We start from the raw sequence: 18,189 nt of genomic DNA, 5'->3' as shown, positions 1-18,189 counted from the left end.
CTTCGGTCTTTTGACTTGCCTCAGTCTATTTACTCTATTTTTCAAAAAAGGAAGAACAATAAAGTAGACACTAAAGGTAATCCTCTCTCACCGGACTAAAGGCATCCAAGAGTTGGCAGTCAGTAATGGCTCTACCGCTGTGCACTACATTAGATGGAATAACTGCTACATCACCCGGCTTCATTATTTTAGATTCTCCACCTAAAATCAATTCAAATTCGCCAGAAATAACTTGTGCCGCAATTTGCTCATGTGGATGACTGTGCTCTGGTAGCACACTGCCTGCTTTAATATCCCAATAGGCAAGTGTCATTTTCTCCGAATGGATCATTTTAACAGAAAAACCTGGCAGTAATTCCCTTGATTCTACATTTCGAAGATTAATAAAAGGCATTAGTCAAAAAGTTTCTGTTCGTCAGCTTCCGTTTGTAGCGCATCGCGATTTACTGGTACAACGCCAATATATTCGCACACTAGGCCTCCGCCTAAATTAGCTAAGGCAGCAGTTCTTCTAGCATCTAAACCAGCAGCCAAACCACAGGCTACGATACTAATTACAGTATCACCAGCACCTGAAACATCAGAAATTTGACGTATATGGGCCGGAATTAGGTGTGTATCTCCGTTATCTTTTATGAAAACACCGTGTTCGGAAAGGGTAACCATTACCATTTTCGCATCTAAGACATCTTGCAAGGCTTTGGCTCCTGCTTTTACTGATTCCAAGTCAGTAGGATCACAATCTATCTCTAAGCCTTCTCTCAATTCCTTCAAGTTTGGTTTAAATAGTGTGGCGCCTTTATAGGCTAAGAAGTTTCTCTTTTTCGGATCAACAACGGTTGGAATATTGAGCCTATTTGCTTCACTTATCGTTTCGGAAATGATGGTTTCGTTAATAACACCTTTGTCATAATCCTCAAATATCACTGCGTCGCATTCTGGCAACAAGTTCTTAATATGCGCAAGAAGACTTTTCTGTTCTAAAGCACTAAGTGCCTTATCCGTTTCCGTATCAACTCGCAATAATTGATGGGCTCCAGAAAGCACACGTTCTTTTACAGTTGTACTTCTTTCGTTGCTGATGATCATCCCCTTTCCTGGTATTCCTTTTTCTTCCAGTCTATCCAGAAAGAACTGTCCATCTATATCGTCTCCAACTATTGCGCATGGGATAGGTGTAGCACCTAATGCTTGCACATTTAAGGCTACATTGGCCGCTCCGCCTAGTCGTTTCTCTTTTTTATTCGCAAGTACTACAGGTACCGGTGCTTCTGGTGAAATTCTACTAACACTTCCCCAGACATAAGAATCAACCATTACATCGCCAATAACAAGTATTTTCAACTTGTCAAAAGCATTAAAAAGTGAACTGGCGTTAGTGAAACTCATCTATGAAAGTTTAGATAGTGCCTTTTTAATTCTCGAAATCGCTTCTCTCAAATCTTCTTCAGATGCCGCATAGGATAACCTAATACAATTAGGATCACCAAATGCTTCTCCTGTAACCATGGATACATGGGCATGATCTAGCAAATACATACTCAGATCGCTGGCATTATTGATGGTAGTTTCACCATCAGATTTACCGAAATAGGCACTGATATCTGGAAAGAAGTAGAAAGCGCCTTGCGGAATGTTGGTCTTAAAACCTGGTATTTCGTCTAATAGATCCTTTACAAAGTCTCTTCTTCGTAAATATTCTTTAGCCATTTCTCTTGTTGGCTCCAAATCAGAAGTCAGACCTGTTAAGGCTGCTCTTTGTGCTATTCCGCAATTGGCAGAGGTGAACTGGCCTTGTACTTTATTACATGCCTTGGCCAACCAAAGCGGTGCACCTATATAACCTACCCTCCAGCCTGTCATGGCAAATCCTTTCGCCATACCGTTTACTGTTACAGTTCGGTCGAGCATGCCAGGAAGTGTGCCAATGCTCGCATGAGCTCCAGTGTAGTTGATGTGCTCATAAATCTCATCGGCTACTACTACAACATTTTCATGTTTCATAATTTCTTCAGAGATAGGAATCAGTTCTTCTTTTGTAAATACTGAACCTGTAGGATTACAAGGGGAAGAGAATATAACGGCCTTCGTTTTTGAGGTGAAAGCACCAGCCAACTGATCGGCTGTCACTTTAAAATCAGTAGTAATATCGCCACTGATTAAAACAGGAATACCTCCTGCTAATTCAATCAATGCTGAATAACTCACCCAGAACGGTGCGAAGACGATTACTTCATCTCCTTCATTAATTATTGCTTGGAAAACATTGGCAATTGACTGCTTAGCTCCGTTAGATACGACAATCTGATTGGGTCCATAGTCAAGTCCATTTTCTCTTTTAAACTTATCGCTAATGGCTTCTCTCAAATCAACATATCCGTTTACAGGAGGATAAGCAAAATACTTTCCTTCATCGATCGCCGCTTTTGCGCCTTCTTGAATATGCTTCGGTGTTTTAAAATCAGGCTCACCTAAACTAAGGCTTATTACATTGATACCTCTAGACTTATATTCTCTCGCCTTTGCCGCCATAGCCAGTGTAGCTGACTCGGCCATATTTTTCACACGATTTGAAAGCATTTCCATAATTGGATTTATTCGTAATTGGTTCTTGTCATTATACTTCGGCCAAGTGTCACTTCATCGGCGTATTCTAGTTCTCCACCGATCGGTATACCCCTGGCTATAGAGGTAATCTTCACCCCAAATTCTTTTAATTTCTTCGTCAGATAAAATGCCGTTGTATCGCCTTCCATCGTCGGATTTAAGGCCAAAATTACTTCTTCTATTTTGGGCTCACTATCTTTTACACGATTTATTAGCGTATCAATATTCAGTTCGTCAGGACCTATGCCTTCGATAGGTGATATTATTCCTCCCAATACGTGATAAAGCCCTCTATACTGAGCTGTATTTTCAATCGCAATGACGTCGGGCGTGTCTTGCACTACGCAAATGGTAGTTAATTCCCTTTTTATAGTTCGGCAGGTGCAATCCGTTGTATCAGAAATGATATGACAAGTACCACAATACTGTGTTTCTTCTCGAAGGCGTTTTAGAGCTTCGGAAAGATCCGCAGTTGTAGTTTTATCTTGTTTTAGAAGGTGTAATACTAGACGTAGTGCCGTCTTTTTACCGATACCAGGTAGTTTCGATATCTCCTCTATTGCGTTATCGACAAGTTTGGGAGGAAAATTCAATGTATTGTAAAGTAGTTATGGGTTGAATTACATTACCGTTGCTGTGATTCCAGCAGCTAATATGTTCTCACACATTGGTCTTAATTCAGTAAAAGAACCAGTCTTTACTGTACACTTCCCTTTATAATGAATCAAGAGTGTACATTGTTCTGCTTGCTCTGACGAATGTTTACATACTTTAATAAGAATGTTAGACACATGCTCGAAAGTATTGACATCATCATTGAAAACAACCAAATCACAAAGATCATCCTCAACGGCAACCTCTAATAATTCCACTGCTTCCTCTTCTTGATAATTCATTTGCATGATTTAGATTTTTGACAAATTTACTAAAATTTCAGCATTCAAGCCAGTGCTACTTATTGGTTATTCTTCTCAATATTCTCCATCCTTTCCATAAGGGATTTAAGCTGTTCTTCGACAGAATGAACTTTTGCCTCCATTTTCTGGGGAGAATTTAGTTTGGTACTCATCTTACTTTTCACAAGCCACAACTCCAAAAGTCTTTCTGAGTCAATTTCGAAAGGCTTGAAATTCGAATTATCTGGATTTAAATGAAAAGCCTCGCCTTCGCTAATTCTACCAACCACAATTACATCTTTAGTAACCGCAAGTAGAACTTCTCCGGATAAGGACTTCAAATCTACATCCAAGTCTAATTTTTCGCACAACAGGAAGTCGCCATGATGAATTCCCTGTTGGTCGACAACCATATGATCGCCCATCATTTCGAATAAGCGCTGCTTGCCTTTTGTTGAATATGGAAGTTCACATTTGGGAAGGTTTTCTAAATAATCACGCTTTTGATAGTTGACTAAATAGTCTAATTGTTGGCTTTGAGCTACTAAACTAGCTTGTGAGGTTAGTTTTTGTACGGGAACTCCTTGATGCAACGCATCTAGTTTTTGATTGACCAAATTAAAGCTATAGAGCTCTTTTACAGTCAGCTCTTTGGTCAAAAGCACGTCTATGGATAAGCCAAAATAATGAGCAATATCAATGACGGTTTGAATTTTTGGTTCAGATCTACCCTCTTCATACGCCCCAACACTCGGTCGAGCTAAATTAAATAACTCAGCAAATTTGGCCTGTGAGAGGTTTCTGACAGCCCTAATACGTTTTATATTCTGGCCTACGAACGACATTGAAAAATAATTGCTAATATTTTGAGCATATCTAAAACTTTTTACATCTTTGCCCCGTAAACATAGAGTAAATAATTCAAAACATAAACGGTCATGATTAAAATTACGCCTCACAGGCATCAAATCAAAAGTTTCCGAGACCCTCCAAATCTCATGAAACCTTGAGCTCACGGTAACCTTAAATTTCTAAATTTATGTTATCATAAAACAGACAACAAAATCAACTAAAAAATGAATAGTCACTTTCAAAAAGTAAAAAACTACATAATCGACCTAGACTTCTCAATTCTAATGGAAGATGAGTCAGACGGGTTAATGGTCATAGAAAGCGAAGAGAATGGTATCAAAAATTTGGTACTAGGAGTTGAAGAGCCATTGCTGATTATAGAACAATCACTTGTAAACTTAAGCGATACTTCTGCAGCAACATACCTTCACTTACTTCAAAAAAACAGAGACATGGTGCATGGTGCATTCGTGATCGATGAGACCGGCAAGCGTGTAATTTTCAGGGACACCTTACAATTAGAAAATTTAGACCTGAATGAATTAGAGGCCTCATTCAACTCATTGGCCTTAGTGCTCAGCGAGCACTCAGAAGAGTTATTAAAAGTTGCAGAAAAATAAAAAACATAGATATGAACGTATTCAAAAGAATTTTCAAAATGGGTCAGGCAGAGACACATTCTGCTTTAGATAAATTAGAGAACCCTATAAAATTAACCGAGCAAGGCATTAGAGATTTGAAAAAAGATCTTGACGAAAGCTTAAAAGCACTTGCTGAAGTTAAAGCGATGGCCATTCGCTCTCGCAACGATCTTCAGACTTCAAAAAACAAAGCCAAAGATTATGAAAACAAGGCTATGCTTCTTTTGAAGAAAGCCCAGAACGGCGATATCGATGCAGCTGATGCTGATAGATTGGCTAGTGAGGCCTTAGTGAAGAAAGAAGAAGAATTAGAGCAAGCAACAAGATCTCAAGAAGAAGTAAATCGATTTGAAGGAAATATTGGTCAGTTGGATCAGAATGTGAAGAAAATTCGATCTACTATCAGTAAGTACGAGAACGAATTGAAAACCTTGAAAGCTCGTGTAAAAGTTAGTGAAGCTACTAAGAAGCTTAACAAGCAAATGGCTCAAATTGACTCTTCGAGCACAGTTACAATGCTAGAACGCATGAAAGACAAGGTTGCTCAAGACGAAGCATTAGCTGAGTCTTACGGAGAGATTGCCAATGAGAGTAAATCTATTGACGACGAAATAGACAAAGCCCTTGAAGGTGGTGAAAACCAGGCGAAGGCGTCAGATAGCCTTGCTGCTTTGAAAAATAAACTGGGAATGGAGTAATCCATTCTTAGTTTATTCAACCACAACAATCTTCGGTCATGATTGCAAAAAAGTCAAAATACTCAAAATATATCAGCCTCACATTAGGTATTGTAGTGGCACTTCTATCCATCTGGCAAGTCAGTGGAAGAAGAATAGAAATGAGCAGTCGTTTTAGGAAAGTCGTACACAGCGCCGTTTTAGTACCTGTACTTTACGGCAGTAGTATGACCGCCCTTACTTTACACATTAATCAGTATTTAAATCAGTGAGATGAGAAGTTTAAGTTATATGGGAAATTTAATTAAAGCTGTTCTGGCAATAATTGTCATTGTGTTTGTCTTTGGGTTCCTCTTTAGTTTTCTATTTAAGGTAGGCATCATTATGTTTATCGGTTTAGGAATCCTTTACCTAATCAGAAAAGTATTTATCGACTAACATGGGAGTATTTGATTTTCTGAAAAAGAAGAAAGAACCTAAGTACGATGTCACCAATTTAAGTGTGAAAGACTTGGATGAGGGTTTTGTGTTTGACTATAACTTGAAAAGTTGGGTAGTCAAAGAGGTATACCAATATGATTGGGGCAAAAATATATTTACTAAGGAATACAAAATTGATTCGGGTGACGAAGTAGCGTTTTTGAGTGTTTCGGATAACGGAGAGCTAGATCTTAGCATAACCAAATCAATAAAGATGCAAGAGCTCGGTGATGGTATTCGGGAAGAAATTCGCAAAAAAGAGGCCCCAGCAGAACTTGAATATGAGGGTACAAAATACCTTCTAGATGAAGATTCTGCTGGTTACTTTAATGATGTTACGGCTAAGAGCTCTGAATGGGAAGAATTGATCAGTTACGACTACTTGAATGAGGAAGAAACCCTTTGCATTTCAATTACACAATGGGATGAACGTAACTTTGAAGCTTCGGCAGGTAATGTGATTCAACATTTTGAGATATCTAATATCACACCAGATGCATAGGGTTGTCTGACAGGTTTTAGTTAACTTGTCTGCCTATACTTGAATCTGCACAACAATTAAGCAAGAATTCTATTTTATGAAATACGCAAAATCAGCTTCTCTAGTACTACTTCTACTCGTTGTGGCGAGTTGTGGTGGACGAGAAAAATTCGTAAAAAACCCTTTAGATGATATCATTCGTGATATGCCTGCTGATAGGGTGTTTTCAATTGAACTATACGATATGAATGTGGAGGGTAACTTCTTTGAGGATTACTTCCATCAGTACAGAATTATCGAAGAGAAGACACCAGGTCAACCTGAAGAACGAACCACTGAGTGGATGCAAGTGTCTGAAAGCCAATTTCAAAAACATGTAGAGGACATGGGTATGGAACTGGCCTCAAGGGGAGAAGATGGCAAACTCGTAAAAGATGTTAGCCCTCCAGGTTATAACAACTATGTAGGCAATGAAAAATATGGCAACTGGGTTCAGAGAGATGGCGGAAGCTTTTGGGAATTCTATGGCAAATATGCTTTCATGTCTTCCATGTTTAGGATGTTCACTTATCCTGTAAACAGATCTTATTATAACGATTATAGAGGAAACTATTACGGAAGAGGTCGTTCTTACTATGGCCCAAGAACTACTACTGGAGGCTCATACTACGGCACAAATAGTAATTATAATAGAACTTCTAAACCAAATTCTACTTGGAGCAGCAATCGTTCAAATTTTAAAAACCGTGTTAATAGTAGAACATCTAGATCTAGTAGCGCAAGTTCAAGAACATCTAGATCATCATCCAGATACGGCGGTTCAAGTTCTCGTTCAAGAGGCGGAGGATTCGGAAAATAAGCTTCAACCTACACTGACAATTATGGAATACCTTGACGGAATAATCTATTCAATTTTATATTTAGCTGCCTCATTTATACTTTTCTATATAGGTAAGGTCGCTTATCAACTTTTTCACCCAAAGATTAAAGTAGCAGAGGAATTAGTCGTAAAAGACAATTTTGCTTTTTCTGTAGCATACGTTGGATATTATATCGGCCTAGTGATTGCACTGGGCGCTGCTGTTTATGGGGAATCAAACGGATGGCAGTTAGATTTAATGGACATGGGGGTTTATGGTTTATTGACCATTATTCTCTTGAACCTATCCCTGCTAATAAACGATAAGCTTATCCTTAATAAATTCAGTGTTAAAAAGGAGATTCTTGATGATCGGAACGTAGGAACGGGTGTTATTGAAGGTGCAAATGCGGTAGCTACTGGCTTAATTGTTCTTGGTGCCATACATGGCGAAGGACATGGTTTCGGTGGACCTATCGTGACAGGCATTCTTTATTGGCTCCTAGGTCAAGTACTTCTATACATCACGGCCAAAGTATACATTGCTATTACGCCTTACGATGTTCACGGAGAAATTGAAAAGGATAATGTAGCTGTAGGTATCGCTATGGCTGGTGCTATGGTTGCCATTGCCAATTTGATAAGATTCGCGTTAATGCATGATTTCGAAAGCTGGTTGATTACCGTTGAAGATGTGGCGATTGATGTTGCCATAGGACTGGCGTTTTTACCATTAGCTCGGTTACTTACTGACAAGATTTTACTGCCCGGTAGAAAGTTAACTGACGAAATTGTAAATCAAGAAAATCCCAATAATGGTGCTGCTCTTGTAGAAGCTTTCGCCTATATCGGTGGCTCGGTATTAATTACTTGGGCACTGTAAGTTTCTTTTAATCCTCAAGCGGGGAGAATTTCTGTAAATGTCGAAATCCAACATACTTAAGTTAGCCCTATTTGCTACAGGACTCTCTGGTATTGTAGCCGAGTATGTGCTTTCTACATTGGCCACCTATTTCTTAGGAGATTCAGTATTTCAATGGACGATGATTGTTTCCATTATGCTCTTCTCAATGGGACTAGGCAGTCGCATAAGTCGTTATATCTCAGGAGATTTATTACAGCGGTTCATTTACATAGAATTTACGCTTTCTCTTCTCACCGCTTTTGTTTCTGTAATCACCTATTTATCATCAGCCTATTATGGCGATAACACGGTTATCATATATGGTATGAGCATTCTCGTCGGCTTGTTAATCGGCATGGAAATTCCCATTGTGATGCGATTGAACGATGAACACGAAGAACTCAAAATCAATGTCTCATCGGTTATGGAGAAAGACTACTACGGTAGTTTACTCGGTGGGGTATTTTTCGCGTTTATCGGTTTACCATATTTAGGTCTTACCTATACCCCATTTATTCTAGGTAGCATTAACTTTTTAGTCGCTTGCTTGCTCATCTACATTCTTTGGAAATCTATTGACTCTAAATACCGAACTCGACTAATCGTGATGATCGGAGGAGTAGTCGTAATTATTGGAGGGGGTGCCATTTGGGCGAAAAGCATAATAGATTTTGGAGAAGAACTGCGCTATAAAGATAGAGTCGTCTTTTCTGAACAAACCAAGTATCAGCGTATCGTCATTACACAATCAAAAGAAGCGCATTGGTTGTTTATTAATGGCAACCAACAATTGAGTTCTATTGATGAAATTATGTACCATGAACCTTTGGTACATCCTGTGATGGGGCTACTGAAGAATCCGAAACATATTCTAGTTATGGGTGGTGGTGACGGTGGCGCTGTCCGTGAAATTCTGAAATATCCTTCAGTAGAAAAGATTACTTTGGTCGATTTAGACCCTCGAATGACGGAACTTGGTCAAACGCAAGATTGGTTAGTGAGCATGAACCAGAGCTCAATGAACGACCCAAAAGTAGAGATTATCAATGCCGATGGTTTTACTTGGCTAGAAGCGAACAATGAATTTTATGATGCCGTAATAATTGATTTACCTGACCCCAAAACAGTTGAATTGGGAAGACTTTATTCTTATGAATTCTATCAGTTATGTTACAATCATCTCAGGCCAAATGGTGTAATTACCACGCAAGCCGGCTCTCCTTATTATGCAGCCAGAGCCTTTAACTGCATTGACCAAACAATGACTGAAGCTGGGTTTACTACAGCACCACTTCATAATCAGGTTGTTACTTTAGGAGAATGGGGGTGGGTTTTAGGCGTAAAAAGTGGAGAAAAGGAACAAGTGAAAAGAACGCTTCAAGCATTACGTTTTGACGATATTACTACCGAATGGATTAACAAAGAAGCCATGACTCTGATGACTTCTTTCGGCAAGAAAGTATTCCCGGATGATGATAAACCAGTGGAGACTAACCGAATTCACAATCCGGTTCTTTATAAATATTACTTGAAAGGGAAATGGGATCTTTACTAGCAAAAAAGATTAACAAATTCGAAAAGGATGGATTTACTATTTTAAAATCTGTGTTTTCTGATGAATCACTATCGAAAGTTTCGAAAAAGATAGATACTTACATTTCAAAAAATCAGCCAGACGAAAAAAAATCATTCTATGCAATACGTCATCTATTTAAAGAAATTCCTGAACTAATAGAGTTGATTTTAACTCCCACTTTCAAGAATATCATTGAAGTTTATGCTGGTAAAGACTACTTCATTTCTAAGGCGATCTACTTTAGTAAACCATTAGATCAAAATTGGTTTGTTTCTTATCATCAAGATCTTTCAATAAACGTCAAAAATTATACCGAGAGCAAAGAATATAAACACTGGATAGAACGGAGTAACAGTTATTCAGTGAGACCTTACTTAGAAATACTCCAAAAAACCATAACACTCAGGATCCACATAGACACGTGTAATGAATCTTCTGGATCTTTAAAAGTTCTAAGTGGAAGTCATTTGTCTGGAGTTAAAAAAAGTGAGTCTATACATAAAGAACAGTTTGAAGAGAAATTTTGTAATGCCAACACAGGGGATGTATTACTTATGAAGCCTTTACTTTTTCATGCGTCGAACAAAACAACAATCCCAAACCGAAGAAGGATAATTCACATTGAACTTTGCAATAAAGAATTAAAAGATTCCTTGGAGTGGTTTGAAAAAATCTCTTTCTAATCTTTTAAATATCAAACCCGCCAACATCCATGTCGCCAAAGTCAAACCAGCTACCGTCTGAACCGGCGTCGGTTACTGTATCAAACCCACCAACATCACCTAGGCTATCGGCTCCTACAGTATCAAAATCCATATCGGCATTGAACAAATCTGCATCTCCAGCATCAATTCCTTCCGCACCAATAGAACCTAAAACGTCGGCATTATCTCCAACCAGGGTAACATCACTTACGTGCATATGGTGATCCTGCAACAAGGTTGACCAAAGAAAACTATAGAGTAAAATATCGCCAAAACCATGATAGCCATCAAACACAGGATCGTATTCTCTAGATGGATTCTTCCGTCTTCCTTTAAAAACAGGTTTTCGATCTTTGGTTTTAGGCATAACCACGCGTTTGTCAACTTGCACCTTAACATCATCGATTTTCATGTGCTTTCTAATCCTCAAGCCAATGTCGTTGATGAATGTCTCAAAGGCTAGGTGCTGTTCCTGAACAAACTGATCCAGTACTTCTTGGCCAGAAAAGCGAGTTTTCATTTTCGCTTTGACGCTTTCTTCGTTCTCTCCATCCTTTTTTCGAAATTCTTTCATCAAAGCATTCACTTTGATATCGATTGGATATACGCCTACTGCATGAGTTCGATTTATATCAATTTCGATGAGGTAAATAAAGTTGCTGTCCTCATGTTCCAAAACCATATGTAGCGTCTTGAAATGATGAGACATCGCATCATTGATGGTTAACTCATAAGCATCAAGTGCATCTTTTAAATCATCCTTCTTACCCTCTTTATCGTAGTAAATATCGATGTCGTCGTGAGAAAGGCGGATAATGTTATTGATATCTATTTCCCAAAATAGTCTGTTCAACTGCTGCAATACCGATACGGTGGTAAACGTCTCGTGCTCCACTTTTTTAGACGTGGCCCCTGACGTTACATAGTGAAGAAACTTCCTGAACATTTCATCAGGCTCAACACGCTCTATCTTTGTAAGTTGGGAAGGGTCGATTGATACCCTGGCACTGAAATACATATTTTGAGATTTAATTAATATCCTTCAAGATAGCAATTAGGCTTGTTTCAACCCACATTTTCATCATGGAAAAAGCCCGTTTAACAATCCATGTCCCCAAGTAATCTAGCCGCTTGGATTCCTGAATCCATCGCCTCGAACAATAACGGGAGTCTTGCATTATCTACCCCAGCGAAGGTCATGTTTTCGTAAAGACGATTTTCATTTTTATCAGAGAATAGATAATTGGGTTTTGGAATAGGCATGGCATGCCCCATTACCTTGATAAATACGTGCTCCACTAGATCAGTCAAATCCTTTTCGAAGTATTCGTTCAAGTACCCAAGCGTTTTCGAGACTATCACTTCACGATTGGCTTCTACATTCTTTAAATCGTTTCTCGATGATGAGGGTAGGCAATAATATGCGGTGAGTACTCTTTTATCAGAATCATTCGTTTCCTGCATGTCCGAGTCTACAAAACCCATAAAGGTTTCATCGTCCGTAAGCATTTCATTTTGCCAATACCCTTTCTTTTCGATGCCATCTTTCATAACAAAATTCAACACCAACCAAGGAGCATATTCTGTATTTTGAAACAGTTCATACTGGTCGGGCATAATGTATTTAAGTGCATGCTTCTGGCCCGCATAAATAATGTTTTTAGAGCTAATTGTTTTTACAAGATTATTTTCAATATCTATAACCTCAGTTAAGAATCCATCCGCTACTTTTTCTACAGACTTGACTAAATGACTGGTCAATAATCTATCATTTGGTAGTTGATCTCTCATTTTATCTATGAAATAACCATTCCCACTCGGAGGAGAAAACAAGTCAACGACTTGTGTATTGTATGGCCGGCAAGTGAAATAATGAATGCCGGCAAGTGCGGAAACCTGTTCGGTAGTACCTCCCCAATCATCGAGCATATGATAGTCTAAACCACGCTTAAATCTATCTGAAATATTCATTCGATCATTTAAATAGTCGAAAAAGCTGACTTCATTAAGCACCGAATGTTTTTCGTCAATCATAGTGCTCGGCATCAACATTTGGCCGTAAAAAGGCTTAAGAATTTGGTGAAACTTCTCCTTTTCCTCTCCTTCTACTAATACATCTCCACGGAATCTGCCTTGTTCAAAGCAGATGTTTTTTCTGGCATTAGAAATAAGGTATTGTTTGTCTGAAAAGCTCCAACTGTCTTTCCAAGGCTGAAACTCAATTACTTTCAACTCCTCTAAAAGGGATAAAACCTCATCGCCATAGTTAGAAGGGTAGGCCAAGTCGTAGTGTGCTCCTTGAGCAAAAGTGGTATTACCCAAGGCTGAAAATGAAGAGGTACCTCCTAGTTTTTCAGAAAGTTCGAGTAGCATAAAATCTCGATCCTTCAGGCTATATGCTGCACTTAAACCCGCTATTCCTCCACCTACGATTGCCGTTTCTACTGAAATAGAATCACCTTTTTCAAACCCTTGACTTTTGAAAATAAGATGCCCCGTATGGATGTCTGTATGAACTGTAATAGGAAATCCATTAGTGTCTTCGCTCCAGTCGCACGATTGCAGAATAATCGGCAAAGTAGCCAGAGAAGTGAGCTTTATAAATTTCCTTCTTTTCATATACGATTGCGGCTGTTACTTGAAGGTATAATTACCATTTAAGTAGTACTTGTAAAGCAACGGGGCTTTGATTGTATTCACTTTAAATTCTCCTGTTTTCCTGGAAGGCTTGCCAAAACTTAGCATCATTTGCATAGCTTCTTGATTTAACCATCTTGTAGGGTACTCGTTAAATTTACTTTCAGTAAGCCTATTCTTCATTTCTGTAGCACTTAAGTTTAATGAACCAATGGCCCAAGACCATTCTCCTAAGGTTAAAACTTGGTTGTGAAATGACGTTACATTAAACCCCGAAGCACTCATTGTCTTTAAAACAATATCATATGCTTCTGTGGCAAAATAAGGGCTACCAGATTGTGTCACCATGGCACCCTTTGGAGTCAGTCGTGCACCGATCAAATCATAAAATTCTTTGGTGAAAAACTGATTCCTTTCTATGTCAATGGGGTCTGCAACATCTAGAAAAATAAGGTCGTACTTTTTCAAGTTGGCATTCAAGTAATCAAAGATATTATCGGAAATCATTTGGCTCATTCCTTGCGTTTTATTGTCGTTGTTATAACGCAAAAACAACTCCTCTTCTCTTGCTATTTGAAGCAATTCTTCATCGATGGGTACTTGGTCAATATTTGATAATCCCGCCTTAAAAAGTTCGTTTATCAACATTCCATTCTCACCACCAACTACTAGGATATTATCAGTTTCTGGTACCAGTTTCAGCACAGGGTAAGCAAAAGGTTCGTAGAATAGCCATGCATCGATCGAACTAAATTGATTAATACCATCAGTGTAAAACCAATGATCGCCTTTCCATTCTGTAACATCCACTCGCTGAAGATCGGTGGTATATGAGTAAACTACTTTATCGTGAAAATTTGATTGGGTCTCAAAGAATTTCGGAGGGTCAAAATAGTTTGCACCTATCAAAAGTATAATTACCGCCAAACCTGAAAGCAGCGACAAAACCCTCTGTTCTTTCCAATGTGAAGCAATTAGCCCAGTTACAAAAAAGAGTACAAGCAATTCAGAAAGACTATGTTCTTTTGATAAGAAACTCAATAAAAAGCCAGCCATAAAAAACGGAACGAGAATGAAGTAAGTCCATTTCGTTGCATTTGGTACAATTGGATACTTAAAAAGCGCGTAAGCAGAAATTCCGAGGGTAAACACTTCTAGGTAAAGCACAAACTGTGGCGCATCTATAGTCGAATACAACCAGTAATCGAGCTTTAGCCAAGCTAATGGTAGAATAATTAGGGCGAAAACCAAGTATTTCAATCCAGCCAATTCTTTCAAGAACTTTCTGGTCAGCAGCAAAGCACTGATAAAAATCAGAACGTAACCGGAAATGTCGATGAGCGGCTTTTCGTAGAAATAATTTGCCAACAACATAGGATATGCTAAACAATAGCCCACTATGCACCAGCCAATGATGATTACATATCCTTTGAAGAAATTACTCATTCCTGATCCTTATCCTTTTTCTTTCTGTTCTTCAATTCAGATTCGAATCCTGCTGCCACAATACCTGCTGGCAAAGCAAAAAGCCCAACGCCCATAATGGCAATAGCTGCACCCAAAAGTTTACCTAAAGCAGTTACGGGATAGACGTCGCCATAACCTACAGTGGTAAGCGTAGCCACACCCCACCACATAGTTTCAGGAATGCTCTGAAAACCAGGTTTATCAGGTTCATATTCGATATAGTACATCAGTGTTGAAGCAAATATCAGCATGATGATTAACAAGGTTAACGTTACTATAAGTTCTTCCCTACGCTTTTTTACTACATCCGAAATAAGCGTTAAGGCTTGTGAATAACGGCCTAATTTGAAAATTCTCACCAGTCTAGCTAATCTCAAAATTCTGATGATTCGCCCATCTGAATGATTCAAAACAAATGGTAAGTAGAAAGGTAGGATTGCCAATAGATCTATAATGGCTGAAGCTGAGAACATGTACCTGATCCTTCCAAATAATGGATGCTTATACTTTTCTAAAACGGTACAAGCCCAAACTCGGAAAAGGTATTCGGCACTGAAAACAACAACAGAGAACACTTCGAAATATTGAAAATAAAGACTGTATTGATCGTGAATAGAGTCTACAGTTTCAATAATTACAGCAGCAACATTGAGTAAAATCAATGTCATTATAAACGTGTCAAACCGTTTACTTAAGGTGTCTGCCTCTTCTGCTCGATCGAGCGTTTTAAGAACTTTACGTTTGGTCGCCTTACTCATTTCAGAAAGATAAAGATTTATAAGCCTTTGGTGGCTCTGGAAAAATCAATCATATTGAAATTTATACAAATACTGACATTTCATGAGCCCAGGTTTGGTAATCGGTCTAATAGCCGGATATTTTGCACTATTAGTAGTTATAGCAAGAGTGACATCGAAAGGTGCTACTTCGCAAACTTTCTTTACGGCTAACAAACAGTCTCCGTGGTTTTTAGTGGCCTTCGGCATGATCGGGGCTTCATTGTCAGGCGTTACCTTTATTTCCGTCCCAGGCGAAGTTGGCAATAGTTTCTTTTCTTACTTCCAAGTGGTATTGGGCTATTTACTTGGTTACCTCGTGATAGCTAAAGTCTTATTGCCGCTTTACTACAAGCTGAACCTTGTTTCTATTTATGGATATTTAGAGCATCGATTCGGTTTTTGGTCCTATAAAACGGGCTCTGCATTCTTTCTTTTATCTCGTACGATTCAAGCCTCATTCAGGCTGTTTTTGGTTGCCATAGTTCTGCAAACAGCACTGTTCGATGCATTTGGTGTACCTTTTTGGGTATCTGTAGCCGTTACAATTATTCTTATTTGGATTTATACCTTCCAAGGGGGTATCAAAACGATAGTCTGGACGGATGCCTTACAAACATCATTTCTATTAATTGCAGTAATCACTACCATATACATTATTACAAAAGAGCTAGGCTGGGGTTTAGGCGAAACGATCGCAGAGATTCAATCCAGTGAAATGTCTAAAATATTCTACTTCGATTGGGGTAACGCTCGCTTCTTTCCTAAACAGTTTATTTCTGGGGCTTTAATTGCCATTGTTATGACGGGGCTCGATCAGGATATGATGCAAAAGAACCTCACTTGCAAAACTTTGAAAGATGCCCAAAAGAATATTTTCTGGTTTAGTGTGGTCTTAATCATTGCCAATATTCTGTTCCTTAGCCTTGGTGCATTGCTGTATTTATATGCTGAACAAAATGGAATCGCCATCCCCGATAGAACCGATGGATTATACCCTTTATTGGCTTTAAACCACTTGGGAACTTTTGCTGGAGTAGTATTTCTGTTGGGAATTATTGCCGCGGCTTATTCAAGTGCTGACTCAGCATTAACTGCACTTACTACAGCATTCTGTGTAGACTTTCTGAACTTTGAAAAGAGGGAGGAAAACGAAAAGAAACCAATAAGACTCAAAGTACATATTGCTTTCTCCGTAGCGCTTTTTATCATCATTCTTATCTTTAATGGAATCAACGATGATAGTGTGATCAACTCTATTTTCCGCGCGGCAGGCTATACTTATGGACCTCTTCTCGGATTGTTTTCCTTCGGCTTACTGACCAAGCGCATAGTAACCGACAAGTACGTTTTGGCCGTATGTATTTCGGCGCCTATCCTATCTTATATCATAGATATGAATACAGGAGGTTGGCTCGGGTTCTTTGTACTAGCGCTCAATGGAGCACTTACTTTTCTAGGTCTTTTAGCAATATCTAAATCGAAAAAGTAAGCCGAACCGGTTTACTTTATACGCTTCTTCAACTTTACAGCTTCTACTTTTCTTCGACGTCTCATATTCAAGCTTTCCACCGCCAATGAGAAGAATACAGCAAAATAGATATAACCTTTTGGTATATGTTCACCTATGCCTTCTAGCACCAACATAAAGCCAATCAGGATTAAGAATGACATGGCCAACATTTGAAGGGAAGGGTTCTTATTAATGAAGCTGCTAATTCTACCTGCGAAAGTCATCATTACAATCATGGCGATGATAACAGCGACTATCATAATCAAAATCTCTTCTGTTAAACCCACTGCCGTAAGTATGGAATCGAAAGAAAAGACCATGTCTAGCGCTACAATTTGAAGTATAACCTTAGCCATAGACGTAGCCTTTTTCTTTGTTTCATCATGCTCATCTATCTCAAGCGACTCATGAATTTCTGTAGTACTTTTACCAATTAGAAACAGTCCACCTACAATAAGAATTAGATCTTTAATACTGATATCATGCTCAAAAGCAGTGAACAATGGCTCGGTAAAACCGATAATCCAGCTGATGCCTAAGAGCAAACCAATTCTCATTACCAAAGCTAAAAGCAAACCTAGGTTTCGTGTATTCCGCTGCTTCTCCTTCGGTAAGCGATTAGAAATAATCGAAATGAAAATTATGTTATCAACACCGAGCACAATCTCGAGGAACGTGAGTGTTAAAAGGGCTATAATGCCTTCAGAGGTAAGTAAGACTTCCATTTAAGTTTAAAAAGAATTGGTAGAGTAATTTAGGAACAAATATATATGATTTAAAGGGCGAGCTCTATGGTAGGGTCCCAGTATACTTGATCGAGGTTTTGAATTTTATCATTAACTACCTTTACGCCCTCCGCTTCCAATCGTTCTTGCATTGGGTTAACCGTCCCAAAGTGATGTTTACCGGTCAGAATTCCGGCTCGATTTACCACCCTATGCGCTGGTACGTCTTCATGAATACCGGAAGCATTCATTGCCCAACCAACAATCCTAGCACTCCCTTTTGAACCCAAATAATGTGCAATAGCTCCATAACTTGTTACACGTCCTGATGGGATTAAACGAGCAACGTCGTATACATTATTAAAAAAATTGGAGTGATCTTTTGCCATGTTCT

General features: G+C 38.8%; 21 protein-coding genes. 9 read left to right on the top strand and 12 right to left on the bottom strand.

The window, feature by feature from the left end:
- Positions 1-70 precede the first annotated feature (70 nt).
- The 6 genes from JXQ92_RS12325 to JXQ92_RS12300 are packed head-to-tail and all read right to left on the bottom strand — an operon-like array spanning position 71 to position 4,348.
- Positions 71-394 (bottom strand): cupin domain-containing protein, encoded by a 324-nt coding sequence (locus JXQ92_RS12325; protein ID WP_421986922.1) that lies wholly within the window; start codon positions 392-394, stop codon positions 71-73.
- Positions 394-1,389: a bifunctional heptose 7-phosphate kinase/heptose 1-phosphate adenyltransferase gene (locus JXQ92_RS12320; RefSeq protein WP_421986921.1), complete on the bottom strand. Its 996-nt coding sequence runs from the start codon at positions 1,387-1,389 to the stop codon at positions 394-396. The genes JXQ92_RS12325 and JXQ92_RS12320 overlap by 1 nt, the downstream gene beginning before the upstream one ends.
- Positions 1,390-2,589 (bottom strand): pyridoxal phosphate-dependent aminotransferase, encoded by a 1,200-nt coding sequence (locus JXQ92_RS12315; protein ID WP_421987372.1) that lies wholly within the window; start codon positions 2,587-2,589, stop codon positions 1,390-1,392. It abuts the gene before it with no gap.
- Positions 2,590-2,594: 5 nt separating this feature from the next.
- Positions 2,595-3,200: a recombination mediator RecR gene (gene recR / locus JXQ92_RS12310; protein WP_421986920.1), complete on the bottom strand. Its 606-nt coding sequence runs from the start codon at positions 3,198-3,200 to the stop codon at positions 2,595-2,597.
- A 27-nt stretch (positions 3,201-3,227) separates the two neighbouring features.
- Positions 3,228-3,503: an ATP-dependent Clp protease adaptor ClpS gene (locus JXQ92_RS12305; protein ID WP_421987371.1), complete on the bottom strand. Its 276-nt coding sequence runs from the start codon at positions 3,501-3,503 to the stop codon at positions 3,228-3,230.
- A 59-nt stretch (positions 3,504-3,562) separates the two neighbouring features.
- Positions 3,563-4,348, bottom strand: coding sequence for a helix-turn-helix domain-containing protein (locus JXQ92_RS12300; protein WP_421986919.1), 786 nt, complete (start codon positions 4,346-4,348; stop codon positions 3,563-3,565).
- 231 nt (positions 4,349-4,579) lie between these two features.
- On the opposite strand from JXQ92_RS12300, the gene JXQ92_RS12295 reads away from it, so the two are divergent.
- The 8 genes from JXQ92_RS12295 to JXQ92_RS12260 all read left to right on the top strand — a co-directional run bounded on the left by JXQ92_RS12295 (position 4,580) and on the right by JXQ92_RS12260 (position 10,656).
- Complete coding sequence (locus JXQ92_RS12295; RefSeq protein ID WP_421986918.1) at positions 4,580-4,975, top strand: YbjN domain-containing protein; 396 nt, start codon at positions 4,580-4,582, stop codon at positions 4,973-4,975.
- A gap of 11 nt (positions 4,976-4,986) precedes the next feature.
- Positions 4,987-5,694, top strand: coding sequence for a PspA/IM30 family protein (locus JXQ92_RS12290; RefSeq protein ID WP_421986917.1), 708 nt, complete (start codon positions 4,987-4,989; stop codon positions 5,692-5,694).
- 38 nt (positions 5,695-5,732) lie between these two features.
- Positions 5,733-5,945, top strand: a complete 213-nt coding sequence (locus JXQ92_RS12285) for a hypothetical protein (RefSeq protein ID WP_421986916.1) — start codon at positions 5,733-5,735, stop codon at positions 5,943-5,945.
- Between the two features lie 167 nt (positions 5,946-6,112).
- Positions 6,113-6,655 carry a DUF4178 domain-containing protein gene (locus tag JXQ92_RS12280; RefSeq protein WP_421986915.1) on the top strand — a complete coding sequence of 181 codons (543 nt, stop codon included), beginning with the start codon at positions 6,113-6,115 and terminating at the stop codon, positions 6,653-6,655.
- Between the two features lie 76 nt (positions 6,656-6,731).
- Positions 6,732-7,493, top strand: a complete 762-nt coding sequence (locus tag JXQ92_RS12275; protein ID WP_421986914.1) for a hypothetical protein — start codon at positions 6,732-6,734, stop codon at positions 7,491-7,493.
- Complete coding sequence (locus JXQ92_RS12270; RefSeq protein WP_421986913.1) at positions 7,381-8,376, top strand: DUF350 domain-containing protein; 996 nt, start codon at positions 7,381-7,383, stop codon at positions 8,374-8,376. Before JXQ92_RS12275 ends, JXQ92_RS12270 begins: the two co-directional genes overlap by 113 nt.
- A gap of 37 nt (positions 8,377-8,413) precedes the next feature.
- The gene (locus JXQ92_RS12265) at positions 8,414-9,952 is read left to right on the top strand and encodes a polyamine aminopropyltransferase (RefSeq protein ID WP_421986912.1); all 1,539 of its coding nucleotides are present in this window, start codon (positions 8,414-8,416) and stop codon (positions 9,950-9,952) included.
- Positions 9,937-10,656 carry a phytanoyl-CoA dioxygenase family protein gene (locus JXQ92_RS12260; protein ID WP_421986911.1) on the top strand — a complete coding sequence of 240 codons (720 nt, stop codon included), beginning with the start codon at positions 9,937-9,939 and terminating at the stop codon, positions 10,654-10,656. Before JXQ92_RS12265 ends, JXQ92_RS12260 begins: the two co-directional genes overlap by 16 nt.
- A 4-nt stretch (positions 10,657-10,660) precedes the next feature.
- On the opposite strand, the gene JXQ92_RS12255 is transcribed toward JXQ92_RS12260, so the two are convergent.
- From JXQ92_RS12255 to JXQ92_RS12240, 4 genes are all read right to left on the bottom strand, one after another.
- Entirely contained in the window at positions 10,661-11,695 is a 1,035-nt protein-coding gene (locus JXQ92_RS12255) for a hypothetical protein (RefSeq protein WP_421986910.1), read from the bottom strand.
- Positions 11,696-11,775: 80 nt separating this feature from the next.
- The gene (locus JXQ92_RS12250) at positions 11,776-13,296 is read right to left on the bottom strand and encodes an FAD-dependent oxidoreductase (protein WP_421986909.1); all 1,521 of its coding nucleotides are present in this window, start codon (positions 13,294-13,296) and stop codon (positions 11,776-11,778) included.
- A 15-nt stretch (positions 13,297-13,311) separates the two neighbouring features.
- Positions 13,312-14,760, bottom strand: coding sequence for a hypothetical protein (locus JXQ92_RS12245; RefSeq protein ID WP_421986908.1), 1,449 nt, complete (start codon positions 14,758-14,760; stop codon positions 13,312-13,314).
- Positions 14,757-15,539: an ion transporter gene (locus JXQ92_RS12240; protein WP_421986907.1), complete on the bottom strand. Its 783-nt coding sequence runs from the start codon at positions 15,537-15,539 to the stop codon at positions 14,757-14,759. The genes JXQ92_RS12245 and JXQ92_RS12240 overlap by 4 nt, the downstream gene beginning before the upstream one ends.
- A gap of 82 nt (positions 15,540-15,621) precedes the next feature.
- On the opposite strand from JXQ92_RS12240, the gene JXQ92_RS12235 reads away from it, so the two are divergent.
- Entirely contained in the window at positions 15,622-17,049 is a 1,428-nt protein-coding gene (locus JXQ92_RS12235; protein ID WP_421986906.1) for a sodium:solute symporter, read from the top strand.
- Positions 17,050-17,060: 11 nt separating this feature from the next.
- Here JXQ92_RS12235 and JXQ92_RS12230 read toward each other — a convergent pair whose 3' ends face one another.
- Both JXQ92_RS12230 and JXQ92_RS12225 read right to left on the bottom strand, forming a co-directional pair.
- Complete coding sequence (locus JXQ92_RS12230; RefSeq protein ID WP_421986905.1) at positions 17,061-17,795, bottom strand: TerC family protein; 735 nt, start codon at positions 17,793-17,795, stop codon at positions 17,061-17,063.
- A 50-nt stretch (positions 17,796-17,845) separates the two neighbouring features.
- Positions 17,846-18,184, bottom strand: a complete 339-nt coding sequence (locus JXQ92_RS12225) for an MGMT family protein (RefSeq protein WP_421986904.1) — start codon at positions 18,182-18,184, stop codon at positions 17,846-17,848.
- Positions 18,185-18,189 lie beyond the last annotated feature (5 nt).

The sequence above is a fragment of the Roseivirga sp. genome, assembly GCF_049099775.1.
Lineage (GTDB): Bacteria > Bacteroidota > Bacteroidia > Cytophagales > Cyclobacteriaceae > Roseivirga.
The sequence above is the reverse complement of the archived record's forward strand: the minus strand, read 5'-3'. Positions and strand labels throughout refer to the sequence as shown.